Source organism: Solwaraspora sp. WMMD792 (assembly GCF_029626105.1).
GTDB lineage: Bacteria > Actinomycetota > Actinomycetes > Mycobacteriales > Micromonosporaceae > Micromonospora_E.
Window position 1 is genome coordinate 4,097,437 of the sequence record NZ_JARUBH010000009.1, and the last position, 17,121, is coordinate 4,114,557.

11 protein-coding genes are annotated in these 17,121 nt (G+C 71.0%); 2 read left to right on the forward strand and 9 right to left on the reverse strand.

From position 1 onward, the window contains the following. Positions 1-27 precede the first annotated feature (27 nt). Together O7629_RS19420 and O7629_RS19425 are read right to left on the reverse strand one after the other, a co-directional pair. A complete protein-coding gene (locus O7629_RS19420; protein WP_278170847.1) occupies positions 28-1,674 on the reverse strand; it encodes an ABC transporter substrate-binding protein in 1,647 nt (548 codons plus the stop codon). A gap of 181 nt (positions 1,675-1,855) precedes the next feature. Next, positions 1,856-3,877 carry a primary-amine oxidase gene (locus O7629_RS19425; RefSeq protein ID WP_278170849.1) on the reverse strand — a complete coding sequence of 674 codons (2,022 nt, stop codon included), beginning with the start codon at positions 3,875-3,877 and terminating at the stop codon, positions 1,856-1,858. A 308-nt stretch (positions 3,878-4,185) separates the two neighbouring features. On the opposite strand from O7629_RS19425, the gene O7629_RS19430 reads away from it, so the two are divergent. After that, positions 4,186-4,941 carry a GntR family transcriptional regulator gene (locus tag O7629_RS19430; protein ID WP_278170851.1) on the forward strand — a complete coding sequence of 252 codons (756 nt, stop codon included), beginning with the start codon at positions 4,186-4,188 and terminating at the stop codon, positions 4,939-4,941. Here the strand turns inward: O7629_RS19430 and O7629_RS19435 are convergent. The 6 genes from O7629_RS19435 to O7629_RS19460 all read right to left on the reverse strand — a co-directional run bounded on the left by O7629_RS19435 (position 4,877) and on the right by O7629_RS19460 (position 15,051). Beyond that, complete coding sequence (locus tag O7629_RS19435; RefSeq protein WP_278170852.1) at positions 4,877-7,369, reverse strand: aminotransferase class V-fold PLP-dependent enzyme; 2,493 nt, start codon at positions 7,367-7,369, stop codon at positions 4,877-4,879. The two genes, O7629_RS19430 and O7629_RS19435, sit on opposite strands and share 65 nt — an antisense overlap. 72 nt (positions 7,370-7,441) lie before the next feature. Beyond that, a complete protein-coding gene (locus O7629_RS19440; RefSeq protein ID WP_278170853.1) occupies positions 7,442-8,896 on the reverse strand; it encodes an aldehyde dehydrogenase family protein in 1,455 nt (484 codons plus the stop codon). A 12-nt stretch (positions 8,897-8,908) separates the two neighbouring features. After that, the gene (locus tag O7629_RS19445; protein ID WP_278170855.1) at positions 8,909-10,441 is read right to left on the reverse strand and encodes a glutamine synthetase family protein; all 1,533 of its coding nucleotides are present in this window, start codon (positions 10,439-10,441) and stop codon (positions 8,909-8,911) included. Next, the gene (locus tag O7629_RS19450; protein ID WP_278170857.1) at positions 10,434-11,795 is read right to left on the reverse strand and encodes an aromatic ring-hydroxylating dioxygenase subunit alpha; all 1,362 of its coding nucleotides are present in this window, start codon (positions 11,793-11,795) and stop codon (positions 10,434-10,436) included. Before O7629_RS19450 ends, O7629_RS19445 begins: the two co-directional genes overlap by 8 nt. A 245-nt stretch (positions 11,796-12,040) precedes the next feature. Next, complete coding sequence (locus O7629_RS19455) at positions 12,041-13,975, reverse strand: tetratricopeptide repeat protein (protein WP_278170859.1); 1,935 nt, start codon at positions 13,973-13,975, stop codon at positions 12,041-12,043. Between the two features lie 425 nt (positions 13,976-14,400). Then, complete coding sequence (locus O7629_RS19460; protein ID WP_278170860.1) at positions 14,401-15,051, reverse strand: TetR/AcrR family transcriptional regulator; 651 nt, start codon at positions 15,049-15,051, stop codon at positions 14,401-14,403. Between the two features lie 175 nt (positions 15,052-15,226). Here O7629_RS19460 and O7629_RS19465 point away from each other — a divergent pair, with 175 nt between their 5' ends. Continuing rightward, the gene (locus O7629_RS19465) at positions 15,227-16,258 is read left to right on the forward strand and encodes a medium chain dehydrogenase/reductase family protein (RefSeq protein WP_278170861.1); all 1,032 of its coding nucleotides are present in this window, start codon (positions 15,227-15,229) and stop codon (positions 16,256-16,258) included. A gap of 39 nt (positions 16,259-16,297) precedes the next feature. Here O7629_RS19465 and O7629_RS19470 read toward each other — a convergent pair whose 3' ends face one another. Beyond that, positions 16,298-17,074: a hypothetical protein gene (locus O7629_RS19470; RefSeq protein WP_278170863.1), complete on the reverse strand. Its 777-nt coding sequence runs from the start codon at positions 17,072-17,074 to the stop codon at positions 16,298-16,300. Positions 17,075-17,121: the final 47 nt, after the last annotated feature.

Here is a 17,121-nt window from a genome sequence, read left to right on the forward strand (position 1 = left end):
CCCGGACGGGCCACCGTGCGGATCGGATCAGACACTGGCGTTCTCCATGAAACAGCGGTGGTTGCCGAGCGCGGCGACGTTGGCTCCTTCGACGTTCGCCCCGGTCACCACCGGGTTCGCCGAATAGCAGAGCATCGACAGCACCATGTACTGCTCGGCGAACCGGCGCTGGATGTCGCTGTAGGCGGCGGTGCGCTCGGGACCGTTGGGCAGGTTCTTCGCGGCGGCCAGGTCGTCAGCGAACGCCTCCGAGCCGGGCAGCGTGTTGAAGCCGGAGGTGAAGTCGCCGTACACCCCGGACGGCAGGCCCATCGCCCCGATCATGTTGTCCGGGTCCGGGATGTAGGAGTTGCGCTCCCAGATCATCAGCTCGTGGAACTCGTCGTCCGGGTCGAGCAGCCGGCTGAAGTAGGTCGCCGGGTCGACCGAGTCGCTCACGACGGTCAGCCCGATGTCGGTGAGGTTCTGCGCGACGATCTGCGCCGCTCGCGGGTGCCAGGAGTCGCTGGCCGCCATCAACGCCACCTGCCGGCCGGTGGCGCCGGCCGACTCGATCAGCCGCCGGGCCTCGTCCGGATCGAACCGGCTCAGGTCGGCCAGGCTCGGGTCGTGGCCGTCCTGCGACGGTGGGATCGTGTAGCCGTCGGGTGGCGCGCCGATTCCGAAGAACGCCTGGGCGATGATCGCCTCGCGGTCGATCGCCAGGTTGATCGCCTGGCGCACCTCCAGCTCCGGGATCCGCCGGGCGTCGATCATCATCATCGCGTCGAAGCTGTACGGCGTCTCGTGGAAGGTCACCGCGTCGTCGGCCTTGAGCTGCTCGACCGCCGAGTACGGGGTGAACTGGGTGGCGGACAGGTCGCCGCTGAGCAGCGAGCTGACGATGGTCGAGGGGTCCTGGACCTGTTGCATCACCAGCCGGTCGACCTTGGGCCGGCCGGTGCGGTAGTCCTCGAACGCGGTCAGCACCACCTGCTGCCCGGCGGTGGCCGAGGAGAACTGGAACGGGCCGGTGCCGACCAGGTTCTTGCCGATGTCGGCGCCGTACTCGGCGAGCGCTGCGGAGGATATGATCCGGCCGCCGATGTCGGAGAGCCGGTTGAGCACGGTGGCGTCCGGGCTGTTGAGCACCATCACCACGGTGTACTCGTCGGGGGCGTCCAGCGAGGCGACGTTGGCACCGAGGCTGCGCAGCGGCCGGGACGACCCCTCGGGCAGGGTCGGGTCGTCCTCGTTGAACTGCCGACCGAGGCTGGCCAGCACGTCCGCCGAGGTGAAGGTGGTGCCGTCGTGGAAGGTGACGCCCTGGCGGAGGGTGAAGGTGTAGGTCAGCCCGTCGTCGGAGATTTCCCAGCTCTCGGCGAGGTCGGCCTGCGGCTCGTTGGTCTCGAAGGAGATGAAGGTCAGCCCACGGCAGATGCAGTCGACCGCCATCCAGTCGCCCAGTGAGGTGTAGAAGGCCGGGTCGTGGACGGCGCTGGTGGCGTCGATGCCGAGCGTGAGGGTGCCGCCGCTGCTGGTGCCGTCGTCGCCGTCGTCGCTGCCGTCGGAGGCGACGCCGCAGGCGGCGAGCAGGCTGCTGGCGCCGAAGCCGAGGCCGAGCAGTCCGGTGCCACGCAGCATCGCGCGGCGGGTTATCAGGTTCTGCGGGAGGTTGCGGGGATCGTCCGACATAGTGCGCTCCTCGGCAGGGTATGGGACGAAGATGGATGAAATTTCATTTGGATTGGATCCAAAACCATCATCTGCGGTACCCAATTCGGGTCCGTATCGCGATTGTGAACGTCTGGTGTCGGGATATCGAGAATGGACAGGGTCCCCCATGGCCGGCGCGGTGGCCGACGTACCGGCCGGGTCAGTCGGCCGGCACCACGTCTGTTCCGTCTGTTCCGGTGGAGCAGCAGGCACTGCCCGCGCCGCGGGCAGTGGCCGGATCCGGAACGTCCATCGCCGGATTGCGGTCGAAGAAACCGTCCGGTTCAAGGATCATGTGGATCGCGTCCACCGGCATCACCGGCCACTGCTCGGGACGCGGGAAATGGTGGGTGCCGAGCACCGGCCACAGCACCAGCTCCGCACCGTCGATCGACCGGTCCTGGCGCTGCCAGACCTGCACACCGTCGTCGCCCGGCTCGGCATGGTTGGGATAGCGGCCACCGAGGAACTGCTCCTGCGGGTCGTACGGGGTGGCCCACAGGTGCTGGTGGATGAACGGTGCGCGGCGGGCCATCACCGAGTCCGGCCGGGCGAACGACCGGGTGGTGTTCGGCAGCAGCAGCCGGTAGGCCGTCGGTTCACCGTACCGGTTGGTCCGGGTGGTGCTCTCCACCCGCCAGCGGCGGGCCGACGACGGATCGGTGCGGCGCGCCGCCTGCGACTCACGCAGCAGCGGGGTACGCACGTTGCGTACCGCGTTGCCGTACGGGTCGCGCGCCGGGTCGGTCTCGCCCTCGGCGTGCTCCTCGACCAGCCGGTTGCGCGGTCCGTCCACCGCCATGTCCAGGCGTAGCCCGAAGTAGTGCTGGTGGGTCGGCGTCTGCACGTTCGGCGCGACGACCCGGCCGTAGCGCACTTCGTCGCCGTCAGCGATGCCGGAGGCGGAGAGCATCCCGGTCAACTTGACCTCCAGCTCGATCCGGCCGTCCTGGTAGAGCGACCAGTAGAAGCCGTAGTCGTAGTTGGCCACGGTCTGGAAGTTGGAGATGACCAACCGACGGGAGCGGCGCACCTGGCTGACCCCGCGCCGCAGGTCGTTGTGCTTCCAGAGGATGCTGTGGTCCTCCTCGTGCATGCAGATCGCGTTCGGGATGGTCACCGGGCCGCCGTCGCCGCCGAGGTAGGCGGTGTCGAAGTAGTAGATGACGCCGAGGCAGTCGCAGCCGAGGGCAAGCGAGTTGGTCAACGGCCCGGCCCCGTACTCGCCCCAGTCGAAGAAGTTCTTGCGGTACTGGGTGGAGTTGGGGTCGAGGTACGGAACGTACATCTCGTTGCAGGCGGCCCGCTTGACCACTGGCCGGCCCTGGAACTCCAGGTCGTACAGGACCAGGCCCTCGCGGTGGGTGAAGCCGACCCGCAGCTGCCAGCCCTGCCAGCTGACCTGCCAGCCGTCGACGTCGAAACTCGGACCGTCGGGCTGCACGACGTCCAACGGCCGCAGCCCGGGCCGGGTCGGCCAGGCCTCGGCCTCCAGCGGGCCGGCCTCGTCCGAGATCGGCACCACGCCGTGGTCCTCGACCTCCAGGACCTCCATGGTCGCCATGTCGATGATCGGCACCACGCCCTGCACCGGGCGCACGTAACCGTTGTCGCCCTCGTCGACGCGGTGCCAGACGGTGCCCCAGGTGAGCCGCCGGTCGGCGTACCGCTTCGGCTCGAAGCCGCCCATCGACTCGGCGTCGACCATCACCAGGGAGACGTCGTGGATGCCCCGCTTGGCGAGCACCTCGCGGAACACCGGGCTCTGCCGGCAGGCCTGGGCGGCCGCGCGGGCCTCCTCGGAGGTGATGCCGGGCCGACGCGGGTCGAGCGGACGCCAGTCCAGGCAGCGGTCGGCGGCGCCGTCGCCTTCAGCGTGGTTCGACGCCGCACCGCCGTCCCGGCTCCCGGCGGCCAGCGCGACGTCGATCTCCCAGGCGGTGCCGGCGGCGTGGTCCATGGCCACCAGTCCGAGTCGGACCTCCCCGGCCGCGGCCGCGCCGGCCAGGACGGCCCGGGCGTGCGCCTCGTCCAGCGTGGCCCCCCAGAACCGGGTCCGCTCGCCGAGCCGACCGTCGGCGCGGGCGACGGCGACGGCCCGGGCGATCTCCGCCGGGCTGGGTGGGTCGAGCGGGTGGTTGCGGTGGTTGCGCCCGTCCGGGCTGGGGTGGCACGCGCTCACGATTGCTCCTGTCGCCGTCGCGGGAGTCGTTCCGATGCGGTCCGGCTCGTCTGGGGTCGGTCTGCGTCGCGTCGTGGTGGCTGCGGCGGGCCGGTGCTTCCTAAGAACTCCCTGGCCAAGGTAGTCTCGGATACTACCGCAGGATCTTTGGATCCAAAACCGGGATCCAAAGCGAAATGTACGGGACCCGCAGGGTCGCCGGCCGGCTTGCTATCGTGACACTCACATCGCACCACTGTGGAGACGATGGCAGCCGGGCCGGCACCCGGCCGGCTGCGCCGCACACCGATCAGACAGGGGCACCGGGCATGCCAGTCAGCTCGACGGAGAACACCAGCAGTGCCCTCGTCGACGCCACCGCGGCCAAGATCCGCGCCAAGATCATGTCCGGCGAGATCCCGATCGGTGCCCAACTGCGCCAGGCCGAGCTGGCCAAGCTGCTCGGAGTCAGCCGCACCCCGGTCCGGGAGGCGCTGCGGCAACTGCAGACCGGCGGGCTGATCGAGGTGGTGCCGCACCGTGGCGCGGTGGTCCGGGTCCCGGCGCCGTGGGAGGTCCGGGAAGCCTACGAGGTCCGTGCGGAGCTGGAGGCGCTGGCCTGCGAGCGGGCGGTCAGCCGGATCACCGACGACGTCCTGCACGAGTTGCGGGAGGCCAACTCGCTGCTGCGGCGTACCGAGCAGGCCGCCCGGGGCAGCATCCCGCAGCGACGGGTCGAGGACGACCCGGGGGTCGCCCGCGCCCGGGTGGCCCTGGCCGGCTCCACCAACGCCGCCAACGACCGGTTCCACACCCTCATCCACCAGGTGGCCGGCAACGACTGGCTGGCCAGGGTGATCAAGGAAATCAACGAGGCGTTCCCGCGTAACGTCTCGGCGCTGGTGCTGCAGGACAACCCGCGGCACCGCGACGACAACTTCCACGAACACGAACGGATCATCGCCGCGCTCACCGCGGAGGATGGCGAGCGCGCTCGGCGCGAGATGCAGGCCCATGTGATCAGCGCCGGTGAGCAGTTGGCTCGCTGGTACGAGCGGCGATCGGCGACGGTGTTCCGGGGTTGACCCGGTCGGCGGCCCAGTCCCCGGGTGGCACCCCGTCGACCCCCATCGCCGCCGGAGCGAGAAACTCCAGGTCCGGCCGGGGCACCCCGGTCGCCAGGTCGGCCAGCGCGGCGCCGATCGCCGGCCCGAACTTGAACCCGTGCCCGGAGCAGGCCGCCGCGACCAGCGCCTGCGGGTGCGCCGGCAGCGCACCGACCGCGAACCGGTTGCCCGGTGCCATGGTGTAACGGCAGGCCAGCTCGGCGGTGACCGGGCCGTCGGCGGCCGGCAGGAACCGACGGGCGACGGAGAGCAGCTCGGCCCGCTCGGCGGCGGTCACCGGCCCGGGTGCCCGGCTCAGGTCGTCGACCGGCCCGTGGTCGAACCCCACCTTGACGGCGTCCGGACCGTGGGCCGGGATGCCGTAGAGCAGACCGACGCCGGGGACCTCGACCGAGAACGGGCCGAGCGCCGGTGGGGCCAGCAACGCCGGGGTCGACGAGCCGATGTGGATGTTGACGATCCGCACGGTGGTCAACCGGCCGACGAACTCCGGCACCAGGTCGGCGGTCCACGGTCCGGCGCAGATGACCAGCCGGTCGGCGAGAACGTCACCGGAGTCGGTGTGCACCCGGACCCCGGCACCGTCCGGATGCCAACCGGTTACCCGGCAGCCGTCGCGGCGGTGCACCCCGGCGGCCCGGCCGAGCCCGGCCAGCGCGTCCATCGCGGCGGCGGCGTCGATCACGCCGGCCGCCGGATCGTGTACGGCCACCATGTCGGCGCCGAGCACCAGCCCCGGCGCGATGCCAGCGGCCTGGTTGGCGTCGACCAGGACGCAGTCCGGCCCGCGCAGGGTGCTGCTGGTCCGGACCGGTCGCGCGTACAGGCCGCCGACGGTGCTGACCAACCGGCGGCCAGCGGCCTGCTCCAGCTGGCGCCAACCGGTGTACGCGCGGTCCACCAGGTCGTCCCAGACCGGCGACGGGTAGGCGCGGCGAATCATCCGGGTCCGTCCGTGTGACGATCCTTCGGTGTGCCCGGCCGGCAGCCGGTCGAGCTGGATCACCCGGACGCCGCGCGCGGCGAGTGCCCAGGCAGCGCTGCGACCGTGGACGCCGGCACCGACGACGATCACCTCGGCTCGGCGTTCGGCACCGGTCAGCAACGTGGGAGCCGGGGTCGGCACGGCCGGTGGGGTCGGCACGCCGGTGGCCGTCGGACGGGCCAGTCGGGCGAGCAGCGCGTCCACCTCGGTGTCGTCGTTGTAGACGTGTACGGAGGCGCGGACCACCGCCGGGAGACCGCGTCGGCCCAGGTCCCACTGGCCGTGGCTGGCCGGCACGGCGACCAGGTGCAGACCGGCGGCGCGCAACGTGCGTACCGTGGTGGTCGGTTCCTCGCCGTCGCGGACGAAGGTGACGATGCCGCCGCCGGCCGCCGGCGGGTCGACCACGGTCACTCCGGGCAGCTCGGCCAGCCCGGCCCGCAACCGGGCGGCCAGGCCGCTGACGTACGCCGAGATGGCGTCGACGCCGAGGGCGAGCGCCTCGGTAAGCGCGGCGCCCAGGCCGAGCCGCAGCGCGTGCGACGCCTCCCAGGTCTCGTACCGTCGGGCGCCGGGCAGCAGGTCGTACTCCTCGTCGCCGGTCCACCGGGCACCACGCACGTCCGGGGTCAATGGGCGGGCGCGTTCACGCAGCGCCGGGTCGAGGTAGAGCAGCCCGGTGCCACGCGGTCCACGCAGGAACTTGCGGCCGGTGGCGACCAGGATGTCGGCGCGCATCGCGCCGACGTCGACGGGCAGTTGGCCGACCGACTGGGTGGCGTCGACCAGCAACGGCACGCCGGCCGCGGCGACCCGGGCGCCGATCTGCGCGACCGGTTCGATCAGCGCCGACGAGGTCGGTACGTGGGCGACGGTGACCAGCGCGGCCGGCTGCCGCAGTGCCTGCTCCAACTGGTCCAGGTCGACGCCGCCCGAGCCGTCGGTGGGCAGCACCTCGACGCTGATGCCCCGGGTGCGGCGCAGCTCGAGCAGGTGCAGTGCGGAGCTGACGTAGCTGGAGGCGGAGGCGAGGATCCGGTCGCCGGGGCCGAGACGCAGCGCGTCGATCGCCCGGTGCCACGCGACGGTGGCGCTCTCCACCAGGGCCACGTCCTCCCCGGTCGCGCCGATCAGCCGGCCGGCCAGGTGGTACACGTCGGCGGTCCGCTCGGCTGCGGCCTCGGCCGCCTCGTAGCCGCCGAGCCGCGATTCGAGCCGCAGGTGGTCGATGACCGTGTCGAGGACGGCGAGGCTGGGCAGTGCGGCGCCGGCGGCGTTGAGGTGGTGGGCCAGGGTCGCGCCGGGAGTGGCGGCCCGCAGCGCCGCCGGGTCCAGGGGCACGGGCGCCGGGTCGGCGGGCTCCGCGCCCACCGGCTCGTTCTGGGATGCAGAGTCTGTCAAGGTGGATCCCATCGGTGATCGGGGCGGTGCCCGGTCCGGCGAGGTGCCACCGACCGGACCGGGCACCGCCGGTCAAAGCGCGACGACGACGCCCTTGCGCTCGCAGTACGAATGCAGGGCGTCGTCGCCCAGGTCCCGGCCCAGACCGGAGTCCCCGACCCCGCCGAAGGACAGCGCCGGGTCGAAAATGTTGTACGTGTTCACCCAGACCGTGCCGACCCGCAGCGCGGCGGCCATCCGGTGGGCCCGGGACAGGTCCCGGGTCCATACCCCGGCGGCCAGCCCGTACGACGTGTCGTTGCCGATCGCGACCGCCTCGTCCTCGTCGTCGAAAGCGATCACCCCGGTCACCGGCCCGAAGATCTCCTCCCGGGCGATGACCATGTCGTTGCGCACCCCGGTGAACAGGGTCGGCTCGACGAAGTAGCCCGGCCGGGCCGGCACCCCGCCGCCGACCGCGACCGTGGCCCCCTCCCGGATGCCGGTCTCGATGTACGACAGCACCTGCTGGCGCTGCTCCTCGGAGACCAGCGGGCCGACGGTCACCCCGCCGTCCAGTCCGTTGCCGACCGGCACCCGGCGGGTCGCCGCGGCCAGCCGCTCGGTCATCTCGTCCAGGATCGACCGCTGCACCAGCAGCCGGCTGCCGGCGGTGCACATCTGCCCGGAGTGGCCGAACGACGCCCGCATCGCGGTCAGCACCGCGGCGTCCAGGTCGGCGTCGGCGAAGACGATGTTCGGGCTCTTGCCGCCCAGCTCCAGGGTGAGCCGTTTCGTCGTCGGCGCCGCCCCGGCCATCACCAGCCGACCCACCTCGGTCGAACCGGTGAACGACACCTTCGCCACGCCCGGGTGGGCGACCAGCGCCGCGCCGACCTCGCCGTCGCCGGTGAGCACGTTGAACACCCCCGGCGGTACGCCGGCCTCGGCGGCCAGGGCGGCCACCCGCAACATGGTCAGCGGGGTCTGTTCGGCCGGCTTGACCACCACCGGGCAGCCGGCGGCCAACGCCGGGGCGATCTTGAAGCAGCCGGTCATGATCGGGAAGTTCCACGGCAGGATCAGCGCTGCCACGCCGACCGGTTCCAGGACCGTGTAGACGTGGTGGCTGCCGCCGTCGATCGGCACCACGGTGCCGGTCAGCCGGCTGGTCGCCCCGGCGAAGTGCCGGAACGCCCGGGCCGCCGCGCCGGTGTCGGCCCGGGAGCGTTCGATCGGCTTACCGTTGTCCCGGGTCTCCAGCACCGCCAACTCTTCGAGGTGCGCCTCGATCAGGTCGGCGAGCCGGTGCAGCACCCGGGTGCGCTCCAGCGGGGCCAGCCCGCTCCACCGGCGGTCGGCGTACGCCCGGGTGGCGGCGGCCACCGCCGCGTCCACATCGTCGGCGGTGGCCTGGGCGACCCGGCTGATCACCGCACCGGTGGACGGGTCACGCACCTCGATCAGCGCGCGCCCGCCCGGGGCGATCCACTCGCCGTCGACGTGGAACGGCTCCAGGTCGGCCAGTGGGGCGACAGACGACGTCATCGGGCGACTCCCTCAGATCAGGTCGAAGTACTCGCGCTGCTCCCAGTCGGAGACGTGCGCGAGGTAGCGGGCGAACTCGCGGCGCTTGAGCGTCGCGTACCAGGAGATCACCGGGGCGCCGAGCGCGGCGGCGAACGCCGGATCGGCCTCCAGCGCGGTCAGTGCCTCGGCCAGCGAGGCCGGCAGCCGGGGCGCGTCGGCGGCGTACGGGTCCTGCACCGCCGGTGGCGGGGCGAGCCGCCGGTCGATCCCGTCCAGGCCGCTGACCAGCTGCGACGCGATGTAGAGATACGGGTTGGCGGCGGGCTCGCCGCACCGGTTCTCCAGCCGTACGCCGGTGTCGGAGCCGGCGCCGACGGCCCGGACCATGGCCCCTTTGTTGTCGACCCCCCAGGCCACCCGGTCCGGGGCGAGCGAGAACGGCAGGTAGCGCTTGTAGCCGTTGACCGTCGGGGTGGCGAAGGCGGCGGCCGCGCCGGCATGCTCCAGCAGACCGGCGAGGTAGTGCCCGGCGACCGGGGAGAGCGCCTCTCCCGGCATGGTCGGGTCGAACGCCGCCGCGCCGGTGGCCAGCTCGCGCAGCGACTGGTGCAGGTGCCAGCCGGTGGACGCGGTCTGGGCACCGGCCGGGCGGGACATGAACGTGGCGTGGTAGCCGTGCCGGCGGCAGAGCTGGCGGATCGCCGAGCGGGCCAGCAGCACCTGGTCGGCGGCGACCGCAGCGTCCCCGGCGGTCATGGTGATCTCGAACTGGCTCGGGCCGAACTCCAGCTCCAGGGAACGCAGCGGCAGGTCGAGCCGGGTCAGCCCGTGGTGCAGCAGTTGTACGACCTCGTCGGCGCGGTCCAGCCCGTCCTCGTGCAGCAGCTGCGCGCCCCGGCTCAGCGGCCGGGTGCCGCTGGCCTGGCCAGGCGCGCCGGGCCGGCCCACCTGGTCGTCGTCGAGCCCGCCGTCGGTGGGACCGTCGGTGGCGAAGACGTGGAACTCCAGCTCGGCGCCGACGGTCATCGCGTACCCGGCGGCGGCCAGCCGGTCGAGCTGCGCGCGCAGCAGGCCACGGGTGCAGAACGGCACCGCGGCACCGTCGGGAAACCGCAGGTCGCACAGCACCCAGCCGGTCCGTGGCGCCCACGGCAGCACCCGGAACGTGGTCGGGTCGGGCACCAGCACGATGTCCCCGGCGCCGGCGAACCCGGCCACCCCGACGCCGGTGTCGGCGGCGAAGACCGGGAAGACCGACGCGCCGGACGGGTCTTTGAGCAGCAGCGACGACGGCGCGGTCACCCCGGACCGCAGTGCCGTGGCGGCCGCTTCGCGGGTCAACGTCTTGCCGCGCAGCACGCCGTGCTGGTCGGCGAAGGAGAACCGGATCAGCTCGATGCCGAGCTCGTCGACGACCCGGCGCAGCTGGCCGGCGGCGGCGTATTGGGCGTCGGTCCACAGTTGGTGGCGGTCGATGAAGCCGCCCCGGTCGGCGGCGAGCATCGGCACGGCGCGGCGGCCGTCTCCACCGTCGGCGACGGGCCGTTCGTCGAGGCTACGCATCGCCGGCCGCCGACCGTGCCGGACCGTCGACCGCCGACCGCGCCGGGGCGCCGGCCCACGGTGAGCCGGCCCGCCGCTGCGCCTCGCGCTCGCGCCAGGTCTGTTCCCAGCCGTCGGTCGGGGCGACGGTGTCGACGGCGAGTGGGCCGGTCAGCTCGGCGGCGGCGGCCTCGTCGGCGGGGCGGGCCGGGACCGGGTTGCCGGCCTCGAAGGCGTCGATGGCGCGCAGCAGCAGCCGGCGGTTGGCGGTGACCGCCCGGTCGGAGACGCCGAGCCGCTCCACGGTGCGGTCCTGGATCGGGCCCATGCTCTCCACCGCCCACTGGTCGTGGACGTTGATGTCCAGGCCCATCCCGGTGTAGGTCAGGTCCCGCTGCTCGGCCGGGTCGAAGCCCCAGTTGTTGGCCCGGTTGCGCAGCGGCCGGTAGTCCGGCAGGGAGACCTCGTCGAGCCGCTGGGCGAGCAGGGTCTGCTTGTCGGTCGGCTCGGCGAAGTCGTAGAAGATCATGTACCAGTAGTGGTGGTAGTCGTCGATCGGCACGTGCCACTGGCAGAAGACCTTGTCGTTGCCGAACGGGACCACGAACGCGTTGGGGAAGACCAGGTTCGTGATGCGTACGTGCCGGATCTCGTCGGTGAGCTGGCGCAGCGCGTACACCCGCAGGCCGTACTCGGCCTGCTCGACCTCGATATCCGGCCGGTAGGCGTCGCCGACCAGCTTGGACAGCTTCTGCCCGGTGCCGGCGACCTCCTCGCTGAACTGCTGGCCGTAGACGTCGCGCGGATCCTCGTCGATGAACCGGTGCAGGAACGAGACGTGGCTGGGGTCGATGCCGCCCTCGACGCCCTGCAGCCAGTTGCACTCCCACAGCCCTTTGAAGGCGAAGGTGTACTCGTCGGGGGCCTGGAAGCAGTCGTAGTGCGGCATCGGCGGCGGGTCGCCCTCGCCGAGGTAGGCGAAGATGATCCCGTTGCGCTCGACGCACGGGTAGCTGGGGATGCGCACCTTGCTGGCGAAGGTGCTGTGCGGTGGCTCGGCCGGCTGCTCCAGGCAGCGCCCGTCCGGCCCGTACAGCCAACCGTGGTAGAGGCAGCGCAGCCCGCCGTCCTCGTGCCGGCCGTACGCCAGGTCGACGCCCCGGTGCGCACAGAACCGCCCGACCAGCGCCCAGCCGCCGTCGGCCTGCTTGAACAGCACCAGGTCCTCGCCGAGCAGGCGGACCGGTTTGACCGGCCGCTGCGGGTCCAGCTCCGACACCAGTGCCGCCGGCTGCCAGTACGCGCGCATCAGCCGGCCGAGCGGCGTACCCGGCCCGGAGCGGGTGATCCGCTCGTTCTCCTCGCGCCGCAGCATGGCACCCCTCCCAGCTAGGCATCCGATCCATCAAGCATTGGATCCAATCCTGGCACAGATGTCGGCAGAGCGATAGATGCAGCATCCCGGTTTCCACCGATGATCAGCGCATCCGCCCCGTCGTACCGCGAGGTCACTCACGCCGGCGGCGACCGCCGCTCCGGCGTGCGGGACGCCCGACGCCTCGGCCAGCATCGAGCGCAGTACCTACGCACCACAGCGCACCATGTGCTACCGCAGGATCCTCACCGAAAGAGGCTCGGCGACAGTTGTCGGAGAGTGTCCTGGGTAGCGGGATGACTGACACCGAGCGCTCGCGACTGGTCGCCAAGGAGCCGTTCCAACTCCTTCTTGGCTGCCCGGTGCTCACCTTGTCCTCGCAGCGCGAGGGCAAGCCAGTAGCGTGGCCGGACGTCCAGGGTCTCTGGGTGCTCCAGGCCAAGCATCCGGGTACGGGCGGCGATGAGCTCGCGGAGCAGGAACTCCGCATCGGCGTATCGCCCATGCAGCACGAACGCTTCAGCCAGTGAATGGCGCGCGTCCCATGTCTCGACGTGACCTTCACCCAGTACTCGCGCACGCACCTCGATGACGTGGTGGTACGCGGCCTCGGCCTCCGCCAACCGAGCCTGGCTGGCGATCGCCCACGCGAGACAGCAGAGCGTATGCAGCGTATCGGGATGCTCGTCACCGAGAACCCGGATGCGAACCTCGCGGACGGCACGCAACTCGGCTTCTGCGGCCGGCCAGTCACCCAGCTTGCCGCGTGCCCAGGCGAGCTTGTGCCGGGTATCGAGGGTATCCGGGTGGTCGACCCCCAGTGTTCGATTTCGAGCGATCAACACCGGTCTCAACTCCTGGGCCGCTTCGTCCCACCGCCCGTTCCTGCCGATGGCCCAGGCACGTTCATGGCGCAATCGCAGACAGGCCTCATCGTCCGCACTCAGCCGGGCCGCAAAGGAGAGTGCCTCGTCCGCGAGTTTTTCACCCTTTGCTTCGTGACCGCTCCAGACAAGGAAGGCAGCGACATGTGCGGCAGCCTCTAGTAGCCGCTTCAGGTGCTCATCGTCAAGATGCCGCGCGGTGGTCGCAAGCAACTCCCGCACGTGCGGAGCCAATTGCTCGAACCACGACCATTCCCGGTTGTCATCAAACCGCAGAGAATTGATCCCGGCATGGATCAAGTTCACCGCGATTCGCCGAATCTCGTCGGTCCCGGGTTCCGGCGGTTCCTGGCCGACCTCATCGAGAAGCGTGCGGTTCGTCTCTGCGACGACCGGGTGCACCAACACCGCCTGACTCGACTCCGGATCACCGCCGACACGTGTTGCACATTCGTCGACAAGGCAGAGCTCAGCGAGCCCTCGGAGGGTCTGGCTCACCTCGACGGCACTCACTCCGGCGACGCGCATCGGCCTGCCGACCCGCAGAGACTCGATCGGCCGCAGCCGGAGCAGGTCAACTGGTATCGGAACTCCAGCAGCATACCGGGACAGAAGCCGCAACATGTCCCGAGCCTGTGGCACGCCCTCATCGGTCAGCAGATCCAGTGACAACTCCCAGGTCCGCGCTACAACCACCCGTTCGTGATCACCGTAAAGTTTGTCCCGGTCGAGTACACCCACGGCACCTGTCCCGTCAAGTTCTCGGGCAAAGGCCTTGAACGATCGCCATCGGGCGAACCTGGAACTGACGTTCGCGCCAGCCAGGCGCAAAGCCAGCGGCAGGTGCCCGAGCCTGCCGGCCAGCAGGCGAGCATCTTCCCTCGAACCTGCATCAGGTGCCGCGTCGATCAGCACGTCAACCGCGTCGGATACAGCCAAGAGATTGATCTGCCGCACATCTACGATTCGGCCCCATCGGCGCCGACTGCGACATCTACTGGTTACCAGCACCAACCCTCTCTTGCTGGACCGCAACCACCCCGGCTCATCGGCGACGCAGCCTAACAGCAGACACGGGTCGTCGGCATTGTCGAACACGAGCAGCCAACCCGGATCAGCCTGTTCCAGAAGATTCCATAGCCGATCTTTCGCAGCCCCTGCGCCGGCTCGAATCGCCGCCACGTCAACGTCGTTCGCCCCGAGAACCCGGGCCAGGCTGACTAATCCATCGCTGAGGCTCCGTGCATCATGTGCGCGCACCCACCATGCTGACTTATTGCGTCGGTTTTCGGTCATCCAACGAAACGTTTCCAGCGCAACTGTCGATTTACCCACACCCCCTGGTCCGGCCAGGACCTGCACCCGGCCCGGTGGCCGCCGTATCCAACTGCGCAACGACCGCAGTACTTCGCTACGGCCGCGCACCCTGACAGGCAAACTGCCGATCGGTGCCGCCAGCGAGGCACCCGGCGACGCAGCCCAGTCCGGTCCGGGCTCGACAAGATCTCTAGCGGACGATCGCGCCCGCTTCCGAACCAGCGAGGTCACCAGAATCCCGACCGGGACGACGCCGATGACTGCGGAGATCCAGGATATGCGTTCGAGGAACGGATCTAGGTCCACCAGTTTCCCATCGAGAGGCGTCGACTAGCATTGCGTGACCACTGTGCCAGCCCGTCGCAACGCCGCTGATTACGTCGCTTCTTCCGAATCGCGCTCCGTCACAGCACCAGGATGTCGTCCAACTCGGCGGCGAAAAGTTGCGCCGGGTCGATGCCCATCCCCGAGAAGTGGCCGGCGAGTTCCAGCGACAGTACGCCGTGCAGCCGGGTCCAGAACGCCAACGCGCGCCGCATCGCGGCTGGTGGAGCCGGATGCTCGCCGGCCCACTGCCGATGGTCGGCGAGGTGGGCCTCCAGCGGAGTCGCCATACCGTCCGACGGGACTGCGGCGCTGGCATCGAGCAGGACCGCCATGATCTCGGCGGCGATCCCGGTGATTTCGTCGGGTGCGTGGTACCCCGGCACCGGGGTGCCGTACATCAGCAGGTAGCGGTGCGGGTCGGCGAGCGCCCAGCCGCGCAGGGTGTGCGCCAGCGCGGCCAGGTCGGCGCCGGCGTCGGCCGCCGCGCGGACCGTGTCGGCGAGGCTGCGGTACGCGTCGCGGATCAGCTCGGTGATCAGGTCGTCCCGGTTGGCGAAGTACCGGTAGAGCGCCGGGCCGCTCATGCCCATCTGCCTGGCGATGGCGTTGAGCGACAGCGCGGACGCTCCGGCGGTGGCGATCTGCTGCCAGGCGTGCTCCTTGATTTCGGTACGCACCTGAGCGCGGTAGCGCTCGCGCGGGGTCGTCGGGCCAGTTGTCCGGGTCATCACCGCAACCTTCCCGGCCAGACGCGAGGGCGTCAAGTCTCAGCTACAGGCTCTAACTCTAGTGATTGACACACGCGATGGCGACTGTTAGAACTTATAACAGACGCGAGAACAGCTCGCGGCCACTCTTCCAATCACGACAAGTCGCAACAAGTCGCCACACCAGGAGGTCGTCATGGGTGCTGCCGGATTCGTCGAGGTCGTCCTGCCGGGCGCGGTCGAGCCGGACGGGCTGGAGATCCGTCAGGGCGCGATCCCCACCCCCGGCGCCGGTCAGGTCGTCGTTCAGATGGAGGCGACCGGGGTCTCCTTCGCCGAGCAGCAGATGCGCCGTGGCCGGTACTTCGACCAGCCGCCGTTCCCGTTCGTCCCCGGCTACGACCTGGTCGGCACGGTCCACACGGTCGGGCCCGGCGTCGAACCATCGTTGACCGGGACCCGGGTCGCCGCGCTGGTCAAGACCGGCGGCTGGGCCAGCCACGTCGTCGTCGACCGGGCCGACCTGGTGCCGGTGCCCGACGGGATCAGCGCCACCGAAGCGGAGACCGTCGTCCTCAACGGGATCACCGCCTGGCAGATGCTGCACCGCAAGGCACGGATCCGGGCCGGACAGACCGTCCTGGTGCACGGCGCCAACGGTGGCGTCGGCTCGATCCTGGTGCAGCTCGCCGCCGCCGCCGGCGCCGCGGTGATCGGCACCGCGTCCGCCCGCCACCACGACGCCCTACGCCAACGTGGCGTCACCCCGATCGACTACCGCACCCCGGACCTGGTCGCCCGGGTCCGCGAGCTCGCCCCCAACGGCGTGGACGCCGTCTTCGACCACGTCGGCGGGCCGGGCATCGTTGGATCATGGAGTCTCGTCGCGCCCGGCGGCACCCTCGTGGCGTACGGCAGCGCGTCGACCCGCGACGACACCGGCAACAAGCAGTGGCCGGTGCTGAAGCTGCTCGGCCGGGTGTGGCTGTGGAACGCGCTGCCGAACCGCCGCCGCGCCTACTTCTACAACATCTGGGCCGGTCGGGCACTGGCCAAGGAGCGGTTCCGGGCCCGGCTGCGGGCCGACCTGACCCAGGTCCTCGCCGCACTGCGGCACGGCGACCTCACCGCCCAGATCGCCGCCGAACTGCCACTCACCCGCGTCGCCGAGGCGCTGCGGCTGGCCGAGTCCGGCACCATCGCCGGCAAGGTCGTCCTGACCCCCTGACCCCTGACCACCCATCGGTGTGGGTGGGCTGGCCCGCTGCTAGCCGCCGGGTTGAGGCACCCACCAGTCGCCGAGCACACCGTGCAGCACCATGGTCAGCAGACTGATCCCGAGGGCCGAAAGCAACCCGAACGCGAAGCCGAGCAGGCCGGTGTACCGACGCTGGTCGACTCCGACCACGCCAGGCAACGCCGCCGCCCTGCCCGACCACGGACGCTCCAGACCCAGCCACCACAGCAGACCGAGCCCGAACGGGGCCAGGAAGACCAGCCAGAACCAGTACCACCGGGTGCCCAGCGCCGGAGCCGGCCCACCGACCAGCACCACCAGGAAGGTCACCAGCAGCATGAAACCGATCTGGGTACCGACCCTGACCGAGGTCTGCGCGCCGCCGGCCCGCTGTTCCAGGCCGGCGGCGCGCAGGTCCCGGGCCAGGGCGGCCGCGCCCGGTCCTGCGTAGCTGCCGCCGCCGTCGGCAGCGGCAGCGGTCACCGCACCGAAGGTTGCGGTGTTGGTCCAGCGCACCCGGCCGTCGGCGGTACGCCAGCCGAACAGCGGGCCGAGTTGACCGGACGAGCGCAGCTCGGCGACGTCGAACCATCCGCGTCGGCTGCGGTCCCAACTGTCACCCCACTGGTACGCCACCACCCGACCCGCCGCCACGTCCGCCCTTGCCTGGTCGTAGTCGTGCTGCCGGGGCGCCGTCCACCAGGCGGTCGCCGCCGCGAACAGCCACAGCAGTACGAGCACCAGCCGCAGCACCGTCCACCATGCAACGGCACGCACCATCGCCAGCCCGCGTGAACCGTCGCCCATGGACGCATTGTCGCAACACCTGACCAGCCGCGGCCGACCTCGTCGAG